Here is a 21,100-nt window from a genome sequence, read left to right as displayed (position 1 = left end):
ATGACTACGCTGACTATGCCATTACCTAAACGCACCCCTGTCTCTATGTTGTTGTCTGTTGCGCTGCATGGCGTCGTGATTGCCGGAATTCTTTATGCTTCATTCCAGCAGGTGATTGAGGTACCCAAAGCATCCCAGCCCATCAGCGTTACCATGGTCGCGCCTGAAGTTCAGCCCGAGCCTGCACCGGCTATCGCAGAGCCGCCTGCGCCACAACCTGAACCGCAGCCTGAACCGGAGCCGGAACCGCAGCCCGTGCCGGAACCGCCAAAAGCGGAGCCGGTACCCATTCCGAAACCTGAACCGAAGCCGAAGCCTAAACCAAAGCCGGAGCACAAACGGCAGCAGCCAAAACGCGAGGTGAAGCCGCGTCAGGAGAGTAAGCCTCAGGCCGATCCGTTTAAGCAGGAAGCACCGGCGACGCAAAGCAAACCGGCGACGGCACCAAAAGCGACGCCGGCTCCTACCGCGTCGGCATCAAACGGCCCTAAGGCACTGAGCGTGAGTAAGCCTGGTTATCCTCAACGTGCTTTTGCATTGCGGGTAGAAGGGCGTGTCAGGGTGAAGTTTGATGTGGACAGCGACGGACGGGTGGATAACATCCAGATTCTCTCTGCTGAACCGCGCAATATGTTTGAGCGGGATGTTAAGCAGGCGATGAAAAAATGGCGCTATCAGAGCGGACAGCCAGGACAGGGTCTTACCATGAATATTGTGTTTAAAATTAATGGTGGTGCCAGCATTGAATAAGGCGTCGGGTCAGGCAGAAGCCGCCTGACCCGTTACTTATCCGGCAGGCTGCTGATTGGCACGACCGGCTGGCAGAGGACGTGAATTGCCCTCATTGTCGACCGCCACATAAATAAAGACCGCCTCTGTGGCACAGTAGGTCTGTCCGATGGGCTCAGACGACACTTTTTTAATCCACACTTCCACATTAATCGTCATCGAACTGTTGCCGGTCCGGAGACAGCTTGCATGACAGCTCACCACGTCACCCACCGCGACAGGCTTCATAAATGACATGCCGTCGACGCGCACGGTAACAACGCGCCCTTCAGCGATCTCTTTCGCCAGGATAGCGCCGCCCATATCCATCTGAGACATCAGCCAGCCGCCAAAAATATCGCCATTGGCGTTGGTATCTGCCGGCATGGCGAGCGTACGCAGCACCATTTCGCCTTGCGGCAATTTATGTTTTTCGCTCATTGCTTCCACTTCTTATGCAGATGAATGCTAAAAAAATGCCCGGCGTACCGGGCAGATGATTATTTTTGTTCCTGCTGCGGCATCTGACGCCAGATATAAAGCCCGCTGAGCAGGGTAAACAGTAAGGTCAGACCGGAGAGACCGAACACTTTAAAGTTAACCCAAAACGCCTGAGATAACCAAAAGGCGACATAGATGTTCACCAGGCCGCAGATCAGAAAGAACAGCGCCCAGGCGACGTTCAGCCGACGCCAGACCGCATCAGGCAACTGCAGCTCTTTACCCAGCATGCGCTGAATCAGCGTCTGCTGCATAAACCACTGGCTGTAAAGCAGGGCAGCGGCAAACAGGGTGTAGATCACCGTGACTTTCCACTTAATGAACTCATCGTTGTGGAACACCAGCGTCAGGGTGCCAAAGACGGCCACCAGCACAAAGGTGAAAATCGTCATCTTTTCCAGTTTGCGATAGAGCACCCAGCTGACGACCAGGGCCAGGCCGGTGGCCACAATCAGTGCGCCCGAGGCGACAAAAATGTCATACAGCTTGTAGAAGATGAAAAAGACCACCAGGGGAAGAAAGTCGAGTAGCTGCTTCATAGTTTTTCCATTCAGAGTTGGCTGCGAATGTGTCCGAAGGCACACCGTCAATCAACGTAACAGCATATAGAGCCGATAGAGATAGATAATCAACATGGCTGAAACCACATTGCCTGCCGCGGTAAAAATCACCGACGAGACATTGAGGGGTAATACCGTCAGCGATGAGAAGAAGAGCATCACAATGACTTTAGCCAGCAGCCAGAGCAGAATTGCCGGGGCGATCAGCCTGACATTCTTCCACGCCATCCGCATGCTGGCGCGCATGGCAGCAAAGACACCCATCTTCTCACTGGCCACCATCACTGGCGCCAGCGACAGCAGGATCGTCAGCAGAATGCCTGGCACCACCAGCACCATAAAGCCCAGCTGCGCGACCAGCGTCATCAGGAAGGTGAGCAGCAGCAGCTTTGGCAGCAGCGGTGCTGACGCGCCAATGGCCCGCAACGCACTGACGCGCTGGCCGGAAGAGACCATCGGAATCAGATAGAGCATACCGCCAAGCAGCAGCGTATTCCCCATCAGCGCGGCAAAGGTGCTGGCCGCCGAGGCGCGCAGCAGCACCTGTTGCTGTTCCGGTGACATATTCTGCACTATCTCAAACAACGAACTGGCGCTGTCATCGCCCTGCTGCAGGATGGCCATCTGATCGGCACCAGGTGTCAGCACATGCACCAGCATGACGGTGACAAACGCGGCCAGCAGCGACATCAACAGCACCGTAGCCAGTTGATGGCGCGCGAAATTTCCTGTGTCACGGTATAACGAGCTTGCCGTGATAGACATGTACACTCCTTGGAGGAACCGGGTTAATTAACCCGGCGATTGTACATGTTCTGGCAGCTCCGGGGCACCCGGCAGGGCATAACTTTCTGTAATATGAGGTAAAGAGGGCGCAAAAAGGGGAGGAAGGCCATAACGCGCGCGGGCGCGATCGCAGGCTTCGTTATGGATACCTTCTTCACCCGACATTGAGAACTCCCGACAGGGCGTCGGGCGTTGTTCATAAATGCCGCAGGAAACGCAGCCGCCAATGTCACCCTGCAGGGCGACGCAGCGAGGCGCACGATCGTTCGTACCACGCATGTTGCGCATTAACAGGCTTAACGGCTCTGTTAATTCTGTGGGCACCAGACCGCCCGCATCGTCGGCTTCAGCCCAGTAAAATGAGACGCGGAAATGGGCGCAGCAGGCGCCACAGCTGACACAAGGGTTAGAGAGTTCACTCATTTGATCACCCGCCCCTCCCAGGGCATCGAACCAAAATCAACAATGAAGATAAGCAACATAGAGCTGGCAAAATTATTCAGCAAGCGGTATTTGCGTGCTGCTGAAAGCGCCGAAATTGATCTAAATCAATTCATTGTTTTTTAAGTAATTTATCTCAGGGCTACTGAGTGCAATTTTCTGTAAATCACGTTAAATAATTGCCAGCAAAAAAAGCGATTCCGTTCGCGACATTAACATTAAGCAAAGGAGTGATAATGAAACTGGCAAAATGCGCGATGCTGCTGGCCCTGGCTCTGCCTCAACTGGCGATGGCCCACGAAGCAGGCGACTTCTTTATGCGTGCCGGCAGCGCCACCGTCCGGCCCACCGAGGGTTCCGATAACGTGTTAGGTATGGGTGAGTTCAGCGCCACTAACGACACGCAGCTGGGACTGACCTTCACGTACATGGCAACGGACAATATCGGTGTCGAGTTACTGGCCGCCACGCCTTTCCGTCACAAAGTGGGTCTTGGCCCGACCGGTACGCTGGCTACCGTACGCCAGTTACCGCCGACGCTGATGGCGCAGTACTACTTCTTCGACAGTAAAAGCAAAGCGCGCCCTTACGTTGGCGTGGGGATCAACTACACCACCTTTTATGATGCCGACTTTAACCAGACCGGTCGCGATGCTGGCCTGACCGATCTCAGCGTCAAGGATTCCTGGGGTGTGGCGGGCCAGGTCGGTCTGGATTACCAGATTAACCGCGACTGGATGCTGAATGCGTCGGTGTGGTACATGGATATTGATACGGAAGTGAAGTTCAAAGCCGCTGGCGAGCAGCAGAACATCAATATGCGCATCGACCCATGGGTCTTCTTCTTCGGGGCGGGATACCGGTTCTGATGAGAAAAAGGCCGCTGAATGAGCGGCCTTTTTTTGTCTGTTAAGACGTTATTTGATCTGCATATTGTTGACGACTGATTTCACGCCCGGCACGCTGCGCGTAACCTGAACGGCACGATTCGCCATCTGTGGTGATGAAACAAAACCGCTCAGCTGAACTTTACCTTTAAAGGTTTCTACGTTGATTTCAGTCGATTTCAGCGAGTCATCTTTCAGCAGTTCACCTTTAACTTTAGTGGTCACCACGGTGTCATCAATATAGCCACCGGTTCCCTCTTTGGTTGCGGTTGGCGCACAGGCGCTCAGTGTCAGCGCAACCACGCCCGCCAGTACAGCACCTGTCAGCAGTTTAACGAATTTCATTGCTTTCTCTCCCTGTCACAAAATGGATGCGACGTTACCGTAACGGCGCATTGTCATTGTGGTGCAGATTTTGCAAAAAGGGCAAATAGCGGAATGAAAAAAAAGGAAACAAATCATGCCTTATCGCGCGATAAGGCATGATGGCAGGATTAACGGCTGGCGGCCTTGAGGCGGCTGACAAAATTCTTCATTTCACTCAGCATGACCTCAGGCTCTGCATGGTGTTTTTCAATGATTCTGACAATCGCAGAGCCGGAGATAGCGCCCGCTGCACCGGCAGCGATCGCCTCCTTCACCTGTTCCGGTTCTGAAATACCAAAGCCCTGCAGCGGTGGCGCGGCGTGGTATTCACGCAGCTTGTCGATCAGATGCTTCAGCGGCAGGCTGGCGCGGTTTTCAGCACCGGTCACACCCGCGCGTGACAGCAGATAGGTGTAACCCCGTCCGTGTGACGCGATCTCACGCAGCAGCTCATCGCTGGCGTTAGGCGGACAGATAAAGATGGGTGCGACACCATGACGCAGCGCTGCCTGACGGAAGGGCGCAGACTCTTCAACCGGCACATCCGCCACCAGCACTGAATCCACACCGGCTTCAGCACAACGGGCATAGAACTCATCCACGCCGTTGGTGAAGACCAGGTTAGCGTACATTAGCAAGCCAATCGGCAGATCCGGGTATTTACGGCGGATAGTCGCCAGCATTTCAAAACATTGGCTGGTGTTGGTGCCCGCCGCAAAGGCGCGCAGCGTCGCGTTCTGAATGGTCGGGCCATCTGCCAGCGGATCGGAGAAGGGAATACCCAGCTCCAGTGCATCTGCACCACCTTCCACCAGCGCGTCAATCACGCGCAGTGAAAGCTCCGGAGAGGGATCGCCCAGCGTAACGAAAGGAACGAAAGCGCCTTCGTTATTCGCTGACAGCCGCGTAAACAGTTGATTGTAACGTTCCATCAGATTTCTCCCTGCGCTGTCAGAATGTCATGAACGGTGAAAATATCTTTGTCGCCGCGGCCAGAGAGGTTGACCACAATCAACTGCTCTTTTTCTGGTTCAGCGTGAATCATCTTCAGGGCGTGCGCCAGGGCGTGAGAAGACTCCAGCGCCGGAATAATCCCTTCTGCGCGACACAGCTGTTTAAAGGCGTCCATCGCCTCATTATCGGTAATAGAGACATACTCCGCGCGACCAATGCTGTTCAGATGCGCATGCTGCGGACCGACCGATGGGAAGTCGAGGCCGGCAGAGATGGAATAAGACTCCTCAATCTGGCCATCGTGGGTCTGCATCATCGGCGATTTCATACCGAAGTAGATGCCGACGCGACCATGTTTAAGCGGTGCGCCATGCTCGCCGGTTTCAATGCCGTGACCCGCAGGCTCAACGCCGATCAGCTTCACGCTGGTTTCATCGATAAAGTCGGCAAACATCCCGATGGCATTTGAACCGCCGCCTACGCAGGCGAGGATCGCATCGGGCAGGCGGCCTTCTCTTTCCATAATCTGCTTTTTGGTCTCTTCACCAATCATGCGCTGGAACTCACGCACGATAGTCGGGAAGGGATGCGGACCCGCCGCAGTGCCGAGCATGTAGTGTGAGGTCTCATAGCTGCCGGACCAGTCACGCAGCGCTTCGTTACAGGCATCTTTCAGCGTGGCGGAGCCGCTGTGAACCGGGATCACTTCTGCGCCCATCAGACGCATACGGAACACGTTAGGGGACTGACGCTCGACATCTTTCGCGCCCATATAGATGCGGCATTTCATGCCCAGCAGCGCACAGGCCAGCGCAGAAGCGACGCCATGCTGACCGGCACCGGTCTCGGCAATGATTTCGTTTTTGCCCATGCGTTTGGCTAACAGCGCCTGACCCAGCACCTGGTTGGTTTTATGCGCGCCACCGTGCAGCAGATCTTCACGCTTGAGATAGAGGCGGGTTTTGGTGCCTTTCGTCAGATTTTTACACAGCGTCAGGGCAGTAGGACGGCCCGCGTAGTTCTTCAGCAGGTCGGTAAATTCGGCCTGAAACTCGGGATCTTTCTGGGCGTCGACAAACGCCTGTTCCAGCTGGCGCAGGGCTGGCATCAGGATTTGCGGAACATACATTCCGCCAAATTCGCCAAAGTAGGGATTCAGTAACGTCATTTTTTATCTTCCTTTCTCGGGCCCGCCGTAGAGCAGGCCAGGCAAATCAGTAGGCACGCAGTGTCTGAAACACCGCGGCAATTTTACGGGCATCTTTGATGCCAGGCGCGCTTTCCACGCCAGAGTTGAAGTCCAGTCCGGCACAGCCCAGCTGCGCGGCTTCAACACAGTTATCCGCACTCAGGCCCCCGGCCAGCAGCACATTGTCCAGCGTCTGCCCCTGTAACAACGACCAGTCGAAACGCTGTCCGGTTCCGCCATCGCCATTATCAAACACATAACGGTCGACGTGCGGCCAGTCGCGCGCCGGTAAGGCACCTTCAATGCGCAGCGCCTTCCAGATTTGAATCTGTGCTGGCAGAGCCTCGCGCAGTTCGGCCACAAATTCTGGTGTTTCATTACCATGCAGCTGCACTGCAAACAGTGAAAGTGCGGTAGCCTGCGTGACAACGTCACTGACAGAGTTATTGCGGAACACGCCGACGTAGCGCAGCGGCGCAGCGGCGATCACGTTCTGCGCGGTAACGGTGTCAATCTGACGTGGTGATCCTTCCGCGAAGATCAGACCACCAAAGATTGCACCGGCTTCATAGGCGGCACGGGCGTCTTCGGCACGCGTCAGACCGCACACTTTATTGCTACCCAGCGTAACCCGACGCACCGCACCGGTCAGGTCAGCTTCTTCCATCAGGGCAGAGCCAATCAGGAAGCCGTTGGCAAAGTGGCTCAGCTCACGAATATCAGCGTAGCTGTTTATGCCCGATTCGCTGATTACGGTGACGCCGTGTGACAGGCGCGGCGCCAGCTGACGGGTGCGGTTGAGATCGATAGATAGATCGCGCAGGTCGCGGTTGTTAATCCCCACGACTTTTGCCTGAAGCGCGATAGCCCGCTCCAGCTCCTCTTCATTACTCACTTCGGTCAGAATGCCCATTTTCAGGCTGTGTGCCACGGCGGCCAGCTGACGATACTGCTCATCATCCAGCACCGACAGCATCAGCAGAATGGCATCCGCCTGGTAATAGCGGGCCAGATAGATCTGATAGGAGTCGATAATAAAATCTTTGCACAGCACTGGCTGAGTAATGGCGGCGCTGACAATCGGCAGAAAGGCGAAGTCGCCCTGAAAATATTTCTCATCGGTCAGCACGGACACCGCAGAAGCATAGTGGCGGTAAACCCCGGCAATGGCGGCCGGATCGAAATCCTCGCGAATCACGCCTTTTGAGGGGGACGCCTTTTTACACTCCAGGATAAACGCGGTTCTTGCACCCTGCAGCGCGTCGTAGAAATGACGGCTGGCAGGTTCAATGCTGTTCTGAAAGGTGGAGAGAGGCTGCTGCTGCTGACGGGCTTCAACCCAAATCGCTTTGTCCTGAACAATTTTTTCTAACACGGTGCCTTTCATGATTATCCTCTTGCTGCCAGTGCGACGACGCGTTCATAAGCCTGCCCGCTGCGGATGGCGTTAAGCGCCTGCTGGGCGTTTTCACGCAGATCTTCCTGACCGAATACTTTAAGCAGCATCGCCACGTTAACGGCGACCGCTTCCTCATGGGCCTGCTGGCCATTACCCTGGAGTAAAGCCGTCAGAATGTCACGATTTTCTTCCGGCGTGCCGCCTGCCAGCGCCTCTTTGGGATGGAAGCCAAAACCAAAGTCTTCCGGCGAAAGCTGATAGCGGGTGATTTCACCTTCACGCAGCTCAGCCACATGGGTCACATCGTGCAGTGCGACTTCATCCATACCACCACCATGAACCACCGCTGCACGCTGATAACCCAGCACTTTCAGGGTCTGCGCAATCGGCAGCACCAGTTCCGGGCTGTAGACGCCAATCACCGCCAGTGGCGGGCGCGCCGGGTTGATTAATGGACCTAACACGTTGAACAGGGTGCGGGTCTTCAGCTGCTGGCGCACTGGCATCGCGTGGCGAAAGCCGGTGTGATACTGCGGTGCAAACAGGAAGCAGACGTTCAGATCGTCCAGCGCCTGGCGCGCACGGTCAGCGGGCATATCCAGATTGATACCAAAGGCGGCCAGCAGGTCAGACGAGCCCGATTTGCTGGAGACGCTGCGGTTGCCGTGCTTCGCCACTTTCAGACCGCAGGTGGCGGCAACAAAGGCGCTGGCCGTCGAGATATTAATGCTGTTACTGCCATCGCCGCCGGTGCCGACGATGTCCGCGAAAGCGTAATCCGGGCGGGGAAAGGGTTTCGCATCTTCCAGCAGCGCGGTGGCGGCTCCGGCGATCTCTTCCGGCGTTTCACCACGTACTTTCATGGCGACCAGTGCAGCGGCGAGCTGCGTGGGTTCCAGCTGTCCGGTAATAATGGCGCTGAACAGCTGATGACTCTCAGCCTGATTCAGCGTCTGCGCCTGGTAAAGTTTTTCCAGTGTCTGTTGCATCGTTATTCTCCCTGTTACTTCGCCAGCGCCCAGGCCAGCGTCTGCTCAAGCAGGCGCGCGCCCTGGGAAGTCAAAATCGATTCAGGATGGAACTGAAACCCGCAGACGCGATCGGTTTCATGACGAACCGCCATCACCATCCCGTTAAAGCTGGCATTAACCGTCAGCTCATCCGGCGTGTTGCTGCCTACCAGCGAGTGATAGCGCGCCACCGGCAGCGGATTGCTCAGGCCGGCAAACATCGCCTCGTCGTCATGAACGATAGACGAGGCTTTGCCGTGCAGGATTTCGCCCGCCTGGCCTACATGGCCGCCATAGGCTTCCACAATCGCCTGATGTCCCAGACAGATGCCGATGATCGGCAGGCGTCCGCGCAGCACCCGCAGCAGCTCCGGCATACACCCGGCATCTTTTGGCGCGCCGGGGCCGGGTGACAGCATCAGCACCGGATTTTCCATCCGCTCCAGCTGAGCAATTAACAGTTCAGCGGGCAGGTTGTTGCGGTAGATCACCACGTTGTGACCAAAGGTACGCAGCTGATCAACCAGGTTATAGGTAAAAGAGTCGATGTTATCGAGCAGCAGAATATCGGCCATCAGAAGATCTCCTTGCAGTGATGGGCAGTCGCGATAGCGCGCAGAACGGCGCGGGCCTTATTGCGGCTTTCATCAGCTTCAGCCTGCGGATTAGAATCCAGCACCACACCGGCGCCCGCCTGAACGGTGGCAACGCCATCTTCGACATAGGCCGAACGAATAACGATGCAGGTGTCGAGATCGCCCTGCGCGGTGAAGTAGCCCACCGCGCCACCGTAGCTGCCGCGACGGGTGCGTTCAGCCCCGGCAATCAGCTGCATAGCGCGAACTTTTGGCGCACCGCTCAGCGTGCCCATGTTCATACAGGCACGATAGGCGTGCAGCACGTCGAGGTCGGCGCGCAGCGTGCCGACGACGCGGGAAACCAGATGCATCACGAACGAGTAGCGATCAACTTTGGTCAGGTCAGCCACGTAACGGCTGCCGGGCACGCAGATGCGCGCCAGATCGTTACGCGCCAGATCGACCAGCATCAGATGTTCAGCCAGCTCTTTATGGTCGGTGCGCATCTCCAGTTCAATGCGGCTGTCGAGGTCACGGTCCAGCGAGCCATCAGCATGGCGGCCGCGCGGGCGGGTACCGGCAATCGGGTAGATCTCAATCTGACGCGAGGTGGCGTCATACTTCAGTGAGCTCTCTGGTGACGCGCCAAACAGGGAGAAATCCTGATCCTGCATAAAGAACATATACGGGCTGGGATTGCTGTTTTTCAGCGTGTCATAGGCAGCCAGCGGTGACGGGCACGGCAGCGAGAAGCGGCGTGATGGCACGACCTGGAAAATTTCACCGATGCGAATCGCCTGCTGCATGGTGCGAACGACTTCACAATACTCTTCATCGCTCTGGCTGGTAGTCAGCGTCATCTGTTCGACCTTTTGTACCGGCAGCGCAGGTGCTGGCTGCAGCATCTGGCCATGCAGCTGCTCGATACGGCGTTGCAGACGCTGGAACTCGCTGGTGGACGGGCAGAACAGGCTGGCCTGCAGACGCGCGCTGCGGGTCTGGTGATCGATCACCAGTAATGTCTCTGCCAGGTAAAAACAGTAGTCAGGGCAGCGCTGCTGATTATCCAGTTCCGGCAGGGTTTCAAAACCAGCCACCAGGTCATAGGCAAACAGACCACCCAGCAGCACGGCTTCGCGCTCGTCGGCAGGGGCGTTAACCAGCTGGGGAATCAGTCGCAGTGCATCAAACACCGAGAGTGCTTTGAGACGGGAATCTTCGTCCTGATGCGGATCGGTGCTCTGTGGAAAAGTCAGCTCTCGGCCATCGGGACGGACCTGATTGCTGACGGAAGCGGGCAGAGCCTCATCCAGCAGCGGCAGCACGGCACGGCCATTTTCTGACAGCGCCTGAACGGTCACCGTATTACCCATGGCGCTGATACGCAGCGCGCTGTCGACAATCAGCAGACTTTTTAAATTACGCTTGCTGTCGATATCCGCAGATTCAAGCAGCAGGGTTGCCGGACGTGCGCCGCACAGCTGGTGAAACACTGCGGCCGGATCTTCGCGGTAAGGCGCGGTGCCGGTAATCAACTTCACTGTAGGTTTCGCATTTGGCATGATGATTTCTCTGAATTTCGCTCAAAAAAAAGCCCGCTCGGTGGCGGGCTCAGGTATTAGCACAGCGGTTACGCAAAGTGTGCACGATCCTGTCGCCCGTTTTCGGGAACATCGCGCCAACCGTTTAAATGCGTGATTACAACAGCCATGATTGAATACCCGTTACGTGTGAACTTGTGTACTAGTTAACGGGTTCATGACGTAAATGTCAATACACTTTTTCACTGACCGTGAAAATCGTTATCATGCTGGCCGGTTTAGTTTTAGCAGGAGTTCTCTTGAGCGATATCGCCCGTTTTCCGGTTTATGATTTACACAGCCACACGCGCGCCTCCGATGGCTTACTGACGCCAGCAGACCTGGTGCAGCGAGCCGTTGAGATGCGCGTTGGCGTACTGGCGATCACCGATCACGACAGCGTTGCAGGGGTAGAGGAAGCGCAGCAGACGGCACGGGACCACGATTTACCGATAAAAGTGCTGGCCGGGGCAGAGATCTCTACGCTGTGGGAGAACCATGAGATTCACATCGTCGGCCTGAACATTGATATTCATCATCCGGCGATGATGACGTTTCTGGCCGGACAACATGACTGCCGCCGGACGCGGGCGGAAGAGATTGGTGAGCGACTCGCGAAGGCACGTATCCCGGATGCGCTGGCGGGTGCGATGCGTCTGGCTGATGGCGGCATCATTACCCGTGGTCACTTTGCCCGCTTCCTGATTGAACAGGGCAAAGCGGACAATATGGTACAGGTATTCAAAAATTATCTGGCGCGTGGCAAAACCGGCTACGTGCCGCCACAATGGTGTACAATTAAACAAGCTATTGATGCGATTCATCATTCTGGTGGGTGTGCCGTGCTGGCGCATCCTGGCCGATATGGCTTATCGGCGAAGTGGCTTAAACGGCTGGTCGCCCATTTTCGCGAGGCGGGCGGCGATGCGATGGAAGTCGCGCAGTGCCAGCAGCCACCCAATGAGCGTACAACACTGGCACAATACGCCAGAGATAATGAACTGGCCGCATCACAAGGTTCTGATTTTCATCAACCCTGCCCGTGGATTGAGCTGGGCCGTAAACTCTGGCTGCCTGCAGCGGTTGAGCCGGTCTGGGAACGCTTCCCGGATCTCGCGCCCGGCCTGACAATCACGGAAAGGTGACACGAGGTTTCTATGAGTCAATTGTTTCACATCCATCCGGACAATCCTCAGCCACGGCTGATTAACCAGGCGGTCGACTACCTGAACAAAGGCAGCGTCATTGTCTATCCTACCGACTCCGGCTATGCGCTGGGCTGTCGGCTGGAGGAGAAGGGCGCAATGGAGCGTATCTGCCGTATTCGTCAACTCGACGGGCACCACAACTTCACCCTGATGTGCCGGGATCTTTCGGAGCTGTCGGTTTATTCGCAGGTAGGCAACTCGGCTTTTCGGCTGCTGAAAAACAACACGCCAGGCAACTACACCTTTATTCTCAAGGCGACCAAAGAAGTGCCCCGTCGCCTGATGAATGAAAAGCGTAAGACCATTGGTCTGCGCGTGCCCTCCAATCCGGTGGCGCTGGCGCTGCTGGAAGCGCTGAATCAGCCGATGATGTCGACCTCATTGATTCTGCCGGGCAACGATTTTACCGAGTCAGACCCGGAAGAGATCCAGCACAGCATTGGTAAGCTGGTCGATCTGATCATTGACGGCGGTACGCTGGGTCAGCAGCCGACCACGGTGGTCGATCTGACCACCGATTCGCCAGAAATCGTGCGTGAAGGCGTGGGCGATACCCGCCCGTTCCTGTAATTACGTCGGGCTTCAGACACCGCGCGACGGTGTCTGAGCCAGATTCGACTCTAACCAGTTCTTAAACTGACCGTAAGGAATATAAAGTGATACATCTTTGAGGATCACTTTGTTATTACGCCCATTCTTAATCGAGTCAGAATAGCCAACAATAACGCCGCCCAGCGTATCATCCCGATTATAAACGCCACCGCCAGACATTCCCTGAACGACCCCCGCATTCGAGGCCATCGCTAAGCAGGGACTTTTATTCCATTTATTCCGAATAGCCGTGCGGGCTAAATTAACCCCGGACGACTCAACCGGCATCGCGGAAATAAAGCTGTAACCATACATTTTAACCGGATCGCCGATGTCGCTGCTGCGGAACTTAGTCAGCGTGCTGGCATCATTCTTGTGATAAATAATCGCAAGGTCGCAATAAGGGTGATAAGACTTCACACGCTGCACGGCAGTTTTAGCCACGTGCGCAGCCGTGAGGCTATATTCAGGCGTCAGAGGAATGCTGGTGCCCAGTGTACCCAGACCGAGGATCGTCGGAATGCCTGTCACGCTCATATCAACGTGCTGCATCGCCGTACGACTGTACTCGGTGTGGCCCACGGAACACCCGCTCAGCACCAGTGCAGCAAGCACCGGGCACAGAAACAGGTTTCTCATGATGTTTTTCTTTATTCAGGCATGTCGGGAAATCCCTGGTGAAGATTTTTGACATGCAAGCAGGGTTCATCACTGAACCGTATTAACGCAACAACTCCGGATGCGCCGGTTTATTGGATTAATGTAAAAACACTATTTTTATTAAAGAATGAATTAAGCAAGACTCAAATGTCGCAAGAACGCTTTGCCGCGTATTTTGCTTTTTTATTATGCTGCCGGGATAAAGTGTATCAGCTTAATAGTGTCGTACAATTTATTAAAGCTAATGACAATCAAATGTTATGAAAAATAAGGTTATAAACGAATCTCTATTAGGAATAATCTGACTTTTCTGTTTTTAGAGTGGGTGCATCATGATTAAATTCAACTAACCAGCATTTCATGCTGATTTTAATATTTTTTTTAGATGATCTAAAGTACGGTAAGAATGATGGAAGTGTAAGATAGCGTTAAGATTTTACTCTCCGAATATCGCTTTGATGAAAAATGAGTGGTTAGAAAATTTAATTGTCATCAGCTATAAAGTTTTCGATCTAGGCGTTTTATTAAACATATTCTCTTATCATATGCCGGGTTTTATTAAATCAGCATCAAGGATTATCAGATCTCAAACTATCAGAGGTTAACCTTTCTTTATTTACTATGACACTATCCATAAAGGGCGTTACTTCAGCATTAAATGCCTGTATAATGGGGCAAACTTGCTAAGTTAACCTGTTGATTTAGAAAGGATTATCACCCAATCATGACGCCTGGGAAGGCGACAAAGAGGAAGCTCAATGAGCGAAAAGTTACAGAAAGTCTTAGCGCGTGCCGGTCATGGCTCGCGTCGTGAAATCGAATCAATGATTGCGGCCGGCCGTGTCAGCGTTGACGGCAAGATCGCCACCTTAGGCGACCGCGTCGAAAGCAGCAAATCCCTGAAAATCCGTATTGATGGCCATCTGGTTTCGATTGCTGAATCAGCAACCGAAGTCTGCCGCGTGCTGGCTTACTACAAACCGGAAGGCGAACTCTGTACCCGCAGCGATCCTGAAGGCCGCCCGACGGTGTTTGACCGTCTGCCGCGTCTGCGTGGCTCACGCTGGATTGCCGTTGGCCGTCTGGATGTGAACACCTGTGGTCTGATGCTTTTCACCACCGACGGTGAACTGGCGAACCGCCTGATGCATCCGAGCCGTGAAGTGGAACGTGAATATGCGGTGCGCGTATTTGGTCAGGTCGACGATGATAAAATTCGTCAGCTGAGCAAGGGCGTTCAGCTGGAAGATGGTCCGGCTGCGTTTAAAACCCTGAAGTTTGGCGGTGGAGAAGGCATCAACCAGTGGTACAACGTCACCCTGACCGAAGGACGTAACCGTGAAGTGCGTCGTTTGTGGGAAGCGGTCGGGGTGCAGGTGAGTCGTCTGATGCGTGTCCGCTACGGCGATATCACGTTACCAAAAGGCCTGCCACGCGGTGGCTGGACCGAACTGGATCTGCCCGCGGTGAACTATCTGCGTAACCTGGTGGAGCTGGATGATGAAACGGTCACCAAGCTGGTGGTCGAAAAAGATCGTCGTCGTACCAAGGCGAACCAGATTCGTCGTGCGGTGAAACGCCACAGTAAAGTGAGCAGCACGCCACGTGCGCCACGCCGCAATCCGGGCAGCAAACGTAACTCCGGTTAATCGTGTTGCCCGATCGCTAAAAACGCAGCCCCAGGGCTGCGTTTTCTTTTTCTGTTACCAGTCAATGCCCTGCTGAGCCTGGATACCGGCATCAAAGGCGTGCTTCACCGGCCGCATTTCTGTCACCGTATCCGCCATTTCAGTCAGGCTGCGATGACAGCCACGTCCGGTAATGATTACGCTCTGGTGCGCCGGGCGCTGTTGCAGTGCGGTAATCAAACCGTCCAGCGGCAGATAATCCATGCTGACCATATAGGTGATTTCGTCGAGCACCACCAAATCGAGCTGCGTATCGGCCAGCATCCGTTTTGCATGCTGCCACACGGTCAGACAGGCGGCGGTATCCGTTTCGCGGTTCTGGGTGTCCCAGGTGAAACCGGTTGCCATCACCTGAAACTCTACACCATGCTGTTCCAGCAGGTTACGCTCACCATTCGGCCAGTCACCTTTAATAAACTGAATCGCCGCCGCACGCTTGCCATGTCCGGCAGCGCGCAGGGCGGTGCCAAAAGCCGCCGTCGTTTTGCCTTTGCCATTGCCGGTGAACACCATCAGGATGCCACGCACCTCGGTGGCTGCCGCAATCCGCGCATCGACCTGCTCCTTTAGCCGCTGCTGACGCTGTTGATGACGATCGTCAGCCATTACTCTGCGGCTCCGGGTTTTCTGCCCGGCTGCGCATCAAAGCTGATACCGGTTTTGCGCCGGCTATCATCACCCATCAGATAAAGGTAGAGCGGCATCAGATCGGCAGGCGTTTTCAGCTTGTTAGCATCTTCCTGCGGGAAGGCGCTGGCGCGCATTTTGGTTCGCGTTCCGCCCGGATTAATGCAGTTAACCCGCAATGCCTGCGTTTTATACTCATCCGCCAGCACCTGCATCATCCCTTCGGTGGCAAATTTAGAGACGGCATAAGCCCCCCAGCCTGCGCGACCGGTTCGGCCAACGCTGGAGGTGGTAAACACCAGTGAACCGGCATCTGACTTTAACAGCAGCGGCAACAGCGCCTGGGTCAGGAAGAAGGTAGCGTCCAGGTTGATGTTCATGACCTGCTGCCAGATCTGAGGGTCGAGTTCCGCAAGCGGCACGATTTCACCGAGGATACCGGCATTGTGCAGCACGCCATCAAGACGCGGAAACTGCTGTGACAGCTCTTCTGCTACCTGATGACAACGTTCTGGTGTCGCTTCAGCCAGATCAAACACGACGGTATGAGCAGCACATTTATTAAGTTGATCGATTGCCTCTTTGACCTGCTGAAGCTTCTCAGGGTTACGGCCCATCAGGATCACTTCAGCGCCATAACGGGCATACGTCAGCGCCGCTTCCCGGCCAATGCCATCAGAAGCGCCAGTGACCAGGATGATACGGTGATTGAGCAGGTCGCTTTTCGGTTGATAATGCACAGCGGGGTCCTCCAGCGAAAACAGCATGATTCCGCTTTATGCCTGAATTTACGAATGGGCGCAATCGCCAGACCACCCATTCTGTGCCGGCTGCTGGCATTTCAGGCGACGGAGCAGGGTAAAACGGCTAAACTGGCGAATTGTTTTTTATTCTTTGTGACTAAGGCGACCTGATGGATTTTATTTCAACGTATGGACTGTTTTTAGCAAAAGCGGTGACGCTGGTGGTTGCCGTCGCTGCGATTGTCATGATTATCATGAATGCCGCGTTACGCAAACGGGCACAAAGTGGTCAGCTTCGTCTGACCCATCTGGGTGATGATTATCAGCAGATGAAAGAGGATTTGCAGCTGGCAAAAATGAAGCCGCAGGCGCAGAAAGTCTGGCTGAAAAATCATAAAAAAAGTGAAAAGCTGAAAGCCAAAGCGGAAAAACAGGCGGCAAAGCAGGGACAGACAAAGAGCGTTAAGCCCACGCTTTACGTACTCGATTTTAAAGGCAGCATGGATGCCGGTGAGGTGAGCTCACTACGTGAAGAGATTTCAGCTGTGCTGGCGGTGAAGCAGCCTGGCGATGAAGTGCTGCTGCGGCTTGAAAGCCCTGGCGGCGTGGTGCATGGCTATGGGCTGGCAGCGTCGCAGCTTCAGCGTCTGCGTGATGCGGATCTGCGCATCACGGCGGCTGTAGATAAAGTGGCAGCCAGCGGGGGCTACATGATGGCCTGCGTGGCCGATCGCATTGTGGCGGCACCGTTCTCGATCATTGGTTCCATCGGCGTGGTTGCGCAAATCCCTAACTTCAACCGCCTGCTGAAGCGTAACGATATTGATGTTGAGCTGCATACTGCCGGACAGTACAAGCGCACGCTGACGCTGTTTGGTGAGAATACCGAAGAGGGACGTGAAAAATTCCAGGAAGATCTCGACGAAACGCACCTGCTGTTCAAGCAGTTTGTTCACCAGATGCGCCCGACACTCGATATCGACCGGGTGGCAACTGGTGAACACTGGTATGGTCGTCAGGCGCTGGATCTCGGCCTGATTGACGAAATCGGCACCAGCGATGACCTGATTATCCGTCAGATGGATCAATTCAGCGTGCTCGGTGTGCATTACGCCCGCCGTCGTAAAATGATGGACCGTTTTACCCAGAGCGCCGGCTCGGTGGCTGAGCGGTTGCTGCTGAAACTCTGGCAGCGCGGCGAAAAGCCACTGCTCTGATGCGAAACCCGGCCTGTGCCGGGTTTTTATTCCAGGTGATAGCGCGGCGACAGCTCCACAGCAAGGTATTTGAAGACGTTAAACACCGCCGTGGTTTTCGCGGTCGGCAGTCCATCCGCATCAAGAAAGAACGGTCCGCGAAAGACCAGCACATCCGCCTGCTGACTTACCTCATCCGCCTGCATGCCCGCTAAATAATCATCATGTTCTTTAATTAGCGCATTGGCCTTTTCCAGCAACGCCTGGCGGGAAATAGCCTGAGTTGATCTCTGCATTTATTCGCTCCTTTTTGACAGCATCCAAATCCTTTCTATATTACTGGCCTGTCACATGCTGTGACAAATCGGTCTGAACGATGAAAACCTGGCGTAAGTTCGGGCTGAGTGCTAATTAAGTTGCGTAACAGATTTTATCAGGTAGAGTGTGGGCGATTCCGATTTCAGGGATTTTGCACCGGGATGTGCGAAGAGTTCAGATGGAAAAAGCACGCTTTATCATGTAGTTGCAGCAGGCCGCATCATCTGATCTGAGATTGACCCCTCCGCCTTGAAATGTTAAACAGGCGCAGCAATATTGAACCCACTGGGTTTTTGGGCATCCAATCCTCTCCCGTTAAGCAGGATGTTTTCATTAGGTAAAGGTAAATATGGGTAAAGCACTCGTTATTGTTGAGTCCCCGGCAAAGGCTAAAACAATCAATAAATACCTGGGTAGTGACTACGTGGTTAAATCCAGCGTGGGTCATATCCGGGATCTGCCGACCAGTGGTTCAACCGCGAAGAAGAGTGCTGACGCTTCGACAGATAAGAAAGTCAAAGACGCTTCAACTGACAAGAAAGTCAAAAAAGTTAAAAAAGATGAGAAAGCCGCACTCGTCAGCCGCATGGGTGTAGACCCTTATCACGGCTGGGAAGCGGATTATCAGATTCTGCCCGGCAAAGAGAAAGTCGTTGCTGAACTGAAGGCGTTAGCCGCCAATGCTGACCACATCTATCTCGCAACCGACCTTGACCGCGAAGGGGAAGCCATTGCCTGGCACCTGCGGGAAGTGATCGGTGGTGATGACTCGCGCTTCAGCCGCGTGGTCTTTAACGAAATCACCAAGAATGCGATTCGTCAGGCGTTTGAAAAGCCGGGCGAACTGAATATTGACCGGGTAAATGCTCAGCAGGCGCGTCGTTTCATGGACCGCGTGGTGGGCTACATGGTCTCGCCACTGCTGTGGAAAAAAATTGCCCGTGGCCTCTCGGCCGGACGTGTGCAATCTGTTGCGGTTCGCCTGGTGGTGGAACGTGAACGTGAGATCAAAGCCTTTGTTCCCGAAGAGTACTGGGAAGTTAATGCCGCACTGACCACGCCAAAAGGCGATGAGCTGTCCATGGACGTGACGCACAAAGGTGATAAAGCCTTCCGTCCGGTCAATCGCGGCGAGACTTATGCCGCGGTGGCGCTACTGGAAAAAGCGCGCTATGAGATCGTCGACCGTGAAGATAAGCCGACCAGCAGCAAGCCGGGCGCGCCTTATATCACCTCGACACTACAGCAGGCTGCAAGCACCCGTCTGGGCTTTGGCGTGAAGAAAACGATGATGATGGCTCAGCGCCTGTACGAAGCCGGTCACATCACCTATATGCGTACCGACTCGACCAACCTGAGTCAGGATGCGGTCGCCATGGCGCGTGGCTATATCGAAAGCAATTTCGGTAAAAAGTATCTGCCTGAAACCGCCATTACTTACGCCAGTAAAGAAAATTCCCAGGAAGCGCACGAAGCGATTCGTCCTTCCGACGTGGAAGTGGTGGCGGAAAAGCTGAAGGATATGGAAGCGGATGCGCAGAAACTCTATCAGCTGATCTGGCGTCAGTTTGTTGCCTGTCAGATGACACCAGCAAAATATGATTCCAGCACCATTACAGCGGCGGCGGGTGAATTTAAACTCAAAGCAAAAGGCCGTATTCTGCGTTTTGATGGCTGGACCAAAGTCATGCCAGCGCTGCGTAAGAATGATGAAGATCGTACATTGCCTGCCGTCAGCGTGGGTGATGTTCTGGATCTGCAACAGCTTCTTCCGGGTCAGCACTTCACCAAGCCACCGGCGCGCTTCAGCGAAGCGTCACTGGTGCGTGAACTTGAGAAGCGCGGCATTGGTCGTCCATCCACGTACGCAGCCATTACCTCGACCATTCAGGATCGCGGCTACGTGCGGGTAGAAAACCGCCGCTTCTATGCGGAAAAAATGGGTGAAATCGTCACCGATCGTCTGGAAGAGAACTTCCGCGAACTGATGAACTACGATTTCACCGCCCGCATGGAGAGCAATCTCGATCAGGTGGCGAATAACGAGGCGCAATGGAAAGCGGTTCTCGATCACTTCTTCGCCGACTTTACTCAGCAGCTTGAGCTGGCTGAGAAAGATCCTGAAGAGGGAGGCATGCAGCCGAACCAGATGGTGCTGACCTCGATTGAGTGTCCGACCTGTAGCCGTCAGATGGGAATCCGTACCGCCAGTACCGGCGTTTTCCTGGGCTGTTCCGGCTATGCGCTGCCGCCTAAAGAGCGATGCAAACAGACCATCAACCTGATTCCGGAAAATGAAGTCCTCAATATTCTGGAAGGCGATGATGCTGAAACCAACGCCCTGCGTGCCCGTCGTCGCTGCCAGAAGTGTGGCACCGCGATGGACAGCTACCTGATCGACAACGAACGTAAACTGCACGTCTGTGGTAATAACCCGGAGTGTGACGGTTACGAAATCGAGAAGGGCGAGTTCCGCATTAAAGGCTATGACGGTCCGGTGGTGGAGTGCGAGAAGTGTGGTTCGGAGATGCATCTGAAGATGGGACGCTTTGGTAAGTACATGGCGTGTACCAACGAAGAGTGCAAAAACACCCGCAAGATTCTGCGCAGTGGTGAAGTTGCACCGCCGAAAGAAGATCCGGTTCCGCTGCCAGAGCTGGCGTGTGAGAAGTCCGATGCTTACTTCGTGTTGCGTGACGGCGCAGCGGGCGTTTTCCTCGCGGCTAACACCTTCCCGAAATCACGCGAAACGCGTGCGCCGCTGGTGGAGGAGCTTCAGCGCTTCAAAGATCGCCTGCCTGAGAAGCTGAAGTATCTGGCCGACGCGCCAGCAGCCGATCCGGAAGGCAATAAAACGCTGGTGCGCTTCAGCCGCAAAACCAAACAGCAGTATGTCTCCTCTGAAAAAGAGGGTAAGGCAACCGGCTGGTCCGCCTTCTATATAGATGGCAAGTGGCAGGAAGCGAAAAAGTAAGTCTCAGGCCAGCATTTGCTGGCCTTTTTCTTACTCTGCTTATCCGATTTATCCACTGACACTGACAACGCACCAC

At 54.6% G+C, this 21,100-nt stretch carries 20 protein-coding genes, 1 pseudogene and 1 other annotated feature; of the genes and pseudogenes, 7 read left to right on the top strand and 14 right to left on the bottom strand.

All coding sequences use genetic code 11. From position 1 onward, the window contains the following. Positions 1–750: a TonB system transport protein TonB gene (tonB, locus tag AC6I8E_RS10130; RefSeq protein WP_278496277.1), complete on the top strand. Its 750-nt coding sequence runs from the start codon at positions 1–3 to the stop codon at positions 748–750. A gap of 36 nt (positions 751–786) precedes the next feature. Here tonB and yciA read toward each other — a convergent pair whose 3' ends face one another. From yciA to AC6I8E_RS10110, 4 genes are read right to left on the bottom strand one after another with little or no spacing between them, the layout of a single operon-like run. Further along, the gene (gene yciA, locus AC6I8E_RS10125; RefSeq protein WP_013358032.1) at positions 787–1,209 is read right to left on the bottom strand and encodes an acyl-CoA thioester hydrolase YciA; all 423 of its coding nucleotides are present in this window, start codon (positions 1,207–1,209) and stop codon (positions 787–789) included. Between the two features lie 59 nt (positions 1,210–1,268). Next, positions 1,269–1,808 (bottom strand): septation protein A, encoded by a 540-nt coding sequence (locus AC6I8E_RS10120; protein WP_013358031.1) that lies wholly within the window; start codon positions 1,806–1,808, stop codon positions 1,269–1,271. A 51-nt stretch (positions 1,809–1,859) separates the two neighbouring features. Further along, positions 1,860–2,594, bottom strand: a complete 735-nt coding sequence (locus AC6I8E_RS10115; RefSeq protein WP_013358030.1) for a YciC family protein — start codon at positions 2,592–2,594, stop codon at positions 1,860–1,862. A gap of 27 nt (positions 2,595–2,621) precedes the next feature. Continuing rightward, positions 2,622–3,038: a YkgJ family cysteine cluster protein gene (locus AC6I8E_RS10110; protein ID WP_013358029.1), complete on the bottom strand. Its 417-nt coding sequence runs from the start codon at positions 3,036–3,038 to the stop codon at positions 2,622–2,624. Positions 3,039–3,292: 254 nt separating this feature from the next. Here AC6I8E_RS10110 and ompW point away from each other — a divergent pair, with 254 nt between their 5' ends. Continuing rightward, positions 3,293–3,925, top strand: a complete 633-nt coding sequence (gene ompW / locus AC6I8E_RS10105) for an outer membrane protein OmpW (RefSeq protein WP_033732824.1) — start codon at positions 3,293–3,295, stop codon at positions 3,923–3,925. A gap of 48 nt (positions 3,926–3,973) precedes the next feature. Here ompW and AC6I8E_RS10100 read toward each other — a convergent pair whose 3' ends face one another. The 6 genes and pseudogenes from AC6I8E_RS10100 to AC6I8E_RS10075 all read right to left on the bottom strand — a co-directional run bounded on the left by AC6I8E_RS10100 (position 3,974) and on the right by AC6I8E_RS10075 (position 11,001). Continuing rightward, positions 3,974–4,288, bottom strand: coding sequence for a BON domain-containing protein (locus tag AC6I8E_RS10100; RefSeq protein ID WP_009089937.1), 315 nt, complete (start codon positions 4,286–4,288; stop codon positions 3,974–3,976). A gap of 149 nt (positions 4,289–4,437) precedes the next feature. After that, positions 4,438–5,241, bottom strand: coding sequence for a tryptophan synthase subunit alpha (trpA, locus tag AC6I8E_RS10095; RefSeq protein WP_497823945.1), 804 nt, complete (start codon positions 5,239–5,241; stop codon positions 4,438–4,440). After that, entirely contained in the window at positions 5,241–6,431 is a 1,191-nt protein-coding gene (gene trpB / locus AC6I8E_RS10090) for a tryptophan synthase subunit beta (protein WP_312214912.1), read from the bottom strand. Before trpB ends, trpA begins: the two co-directional genes overlap by 1 nt. A 46-nt stretch (positions 6,432–6,477) precedes the next feature. Continuing rightward, the gene (gene trpCF, locus AC6I8E_RS10085; protein WP_497823944.1) at positions 6,478–7,839 is read right to left on the bottom strand and encodes a bifunctional indole-3-glycerol-phosphate synthase TrpC/phosphoribosylanthranilate isomerase TrpF; all 1,362 of its coding nucleotides are present in this window, start codon (positions 7,837–7,839) and stop codon (positions 6,478–6,480) included. A gap of 2 nt (positions 7,840–7,841) precedes the next feature. Continuing rightward, a pseudogene (trpD, locus tag AC6I8E_RS10080) lies at positions 7,842–9,436 on the bottom strand (bifunctional anthranilate synthase glutamate amidotransferase component TrpG/anthranilate phosphoribosyltransferase TrpD). After that, positions 9,436–11,001 (bottom strand): anthranilate synthase component 1, encoded by a 1,566-nt coding sequence (locus tag AC6I8E_RS10075; RefSeq protein ID WP_013358022.1) that lies wholly within the window; start codon positions 10,999–11,001, stop codon positions 9,436–9,438. The pseudogene trpD and the gene AC6I8E_RS10075 overlap by 1 nt, the downstream one beginning before the upstream one ends. A 23-nt stretch (positions 11,002–11,024) precedes the next feature. Then, positions 11,025–11,126, bottom strand: a sequence feature (Trp leader region). A gap of 153 nt (positions 11,127–11,279) precedes the next feature. Here AC6I8E_RS10075 and rnm point away from each other — a divergent pair. Next, entirely contained in the window at positions 11,280–12,164 is an 885-nt protein-coding gene (gene rnm, locus AC6I8E_RS10070; protein WP_497823943.1) for an RNase RNM, read from the top strand. A gap of 12 nt (positions 12,165–12,176) precedes the next feature. After that, positions 12,177–12,797: an L-threonylcarbamoyladenylate synthase gene (locus AC6I8E_RS10065; protein WP_013358020.1), complete on the top strand. Its 621-nt coding sequence runs from the start codon at positions 12,177–12,179 to the stop codon at positions 12,795–12,797. A gap of 12 nt (positions 12,798–12,809) precedes the next feature. Here AC6I8E_RS10065 and AC6I8E_RS10060 read toward each other — a convergent pair whose 3' ends face one another. After that, positions 12,810–13,457, bottom strand: a complete 648-nt coding sequence (locus AC6I8E_RS10060; protein ID WP_033783249.1) for a hypothetical protein — start codon at positions 13,455–13,457, stop codon at positions 12,810–12,812. 779 nt (positions 13,458–14,236) lie between these two features. Between AC6I8E_RS10060 and rluB the strand changes: the two genes are divergently transcribed. Beyond that, the gene (rluB, locus tag AC6I8E_RS10055) at positions 14,237–15,127 is read left to right on the top strand and encodes a 23S rRNA pseudouridine(2605) synthase RluB (protein ID WP_013358018.1); all 891 of its coding nucleotides are present in this window, start codon (positions 14,237–14,239) and stop codon (positions 15,125–15,127) included. Positions 15,128–15,181: 54 nt separating this feature from the next. Here rluB and cobO read toward each other — a convergent pair whose 3' ends face one another. Then, positions 15,182–15,772: a cob(I)yrinic acid a,c-diamide adenosyltransferase gene (gene cobO / locus AC6I8E_RS10050; protein ID WP_095707124.1), complete on the bottom strand. Its 591-nt coding sequence runs from the start codon at positions 15,770–15,772 to the stop codon at positions 15,182–15,184. Beyond that, positions 15,772–16,533, bottom strand: a complete 762-nt coding sequence (locus AC6I8E_RS10045) for a YciK family oxidoreductase (RefSeq protein WP_095707721.1) — start codon at positions 16,531–16,533, stop codon at positions 15,772–15,774. The genes cobO and AC6I8E_RS10045 overlap by 1 nt, the downstream gene beginning before the upstream one ends. A 173-nt stretch (positions 16,534–16,706) precedes the next feature. Between AC6I8E_RS10045 and sohB the strand changes: the two genes are divergently transcribed. Further along, the gene (gene sohB / locus AC6I8E_RS10040) at positions 16,707–17,753 is read left to right on the top strand and encodes a protease SohB (RefSeq protein WP_013358015.1); all 1,047 of its coding nucleotides are present in this window, start codon (positions 16,707–16,709) and stop codon (positions 17,751–17,753) included. 26 nt (positions 17,754–17,779) lie between these two features. Here the strand turns inward: sohB and AC6I8E_RS10035 are convergent, their stop codons facing one another. Further along, on the bottom strand, positions 17,780–18,028 hold the full coding sequence (locus AC6I8E_RS10035; protein WP_013358014.1) for a YciN family protein: 249 nt from the start codon (positions 18,026–18,028) through the stop codon (positions 17,780–17,782). A gap of 371 nt (positions 18,029–18,399) precedes the next feature. On the opposite strand from AC6I8E_RS10035, the gene topA reads away from it, so the two are divergent. Then, positions 18,400–21,024, top strand: a complete 2,625-nt coding sequence (gene topA, locus AC6I8E_RS10030; RefSeq protein WP_497823942.1) for a type I DNA topoisomerase — start codon at positions 18,400–18,402, stop codon at positions 21,022–21,024. The last annotated feature ends 76 nt before the right edge of the window (positions 21,025–21,100 follow it).

It is taken from the genome of Pantoea sp. X-Soil-YNGN-785 (genome assembly GCF_059730585.1).
This window is presented reverse-complemented; position numbering and strand designations above follow the sequence as displayed.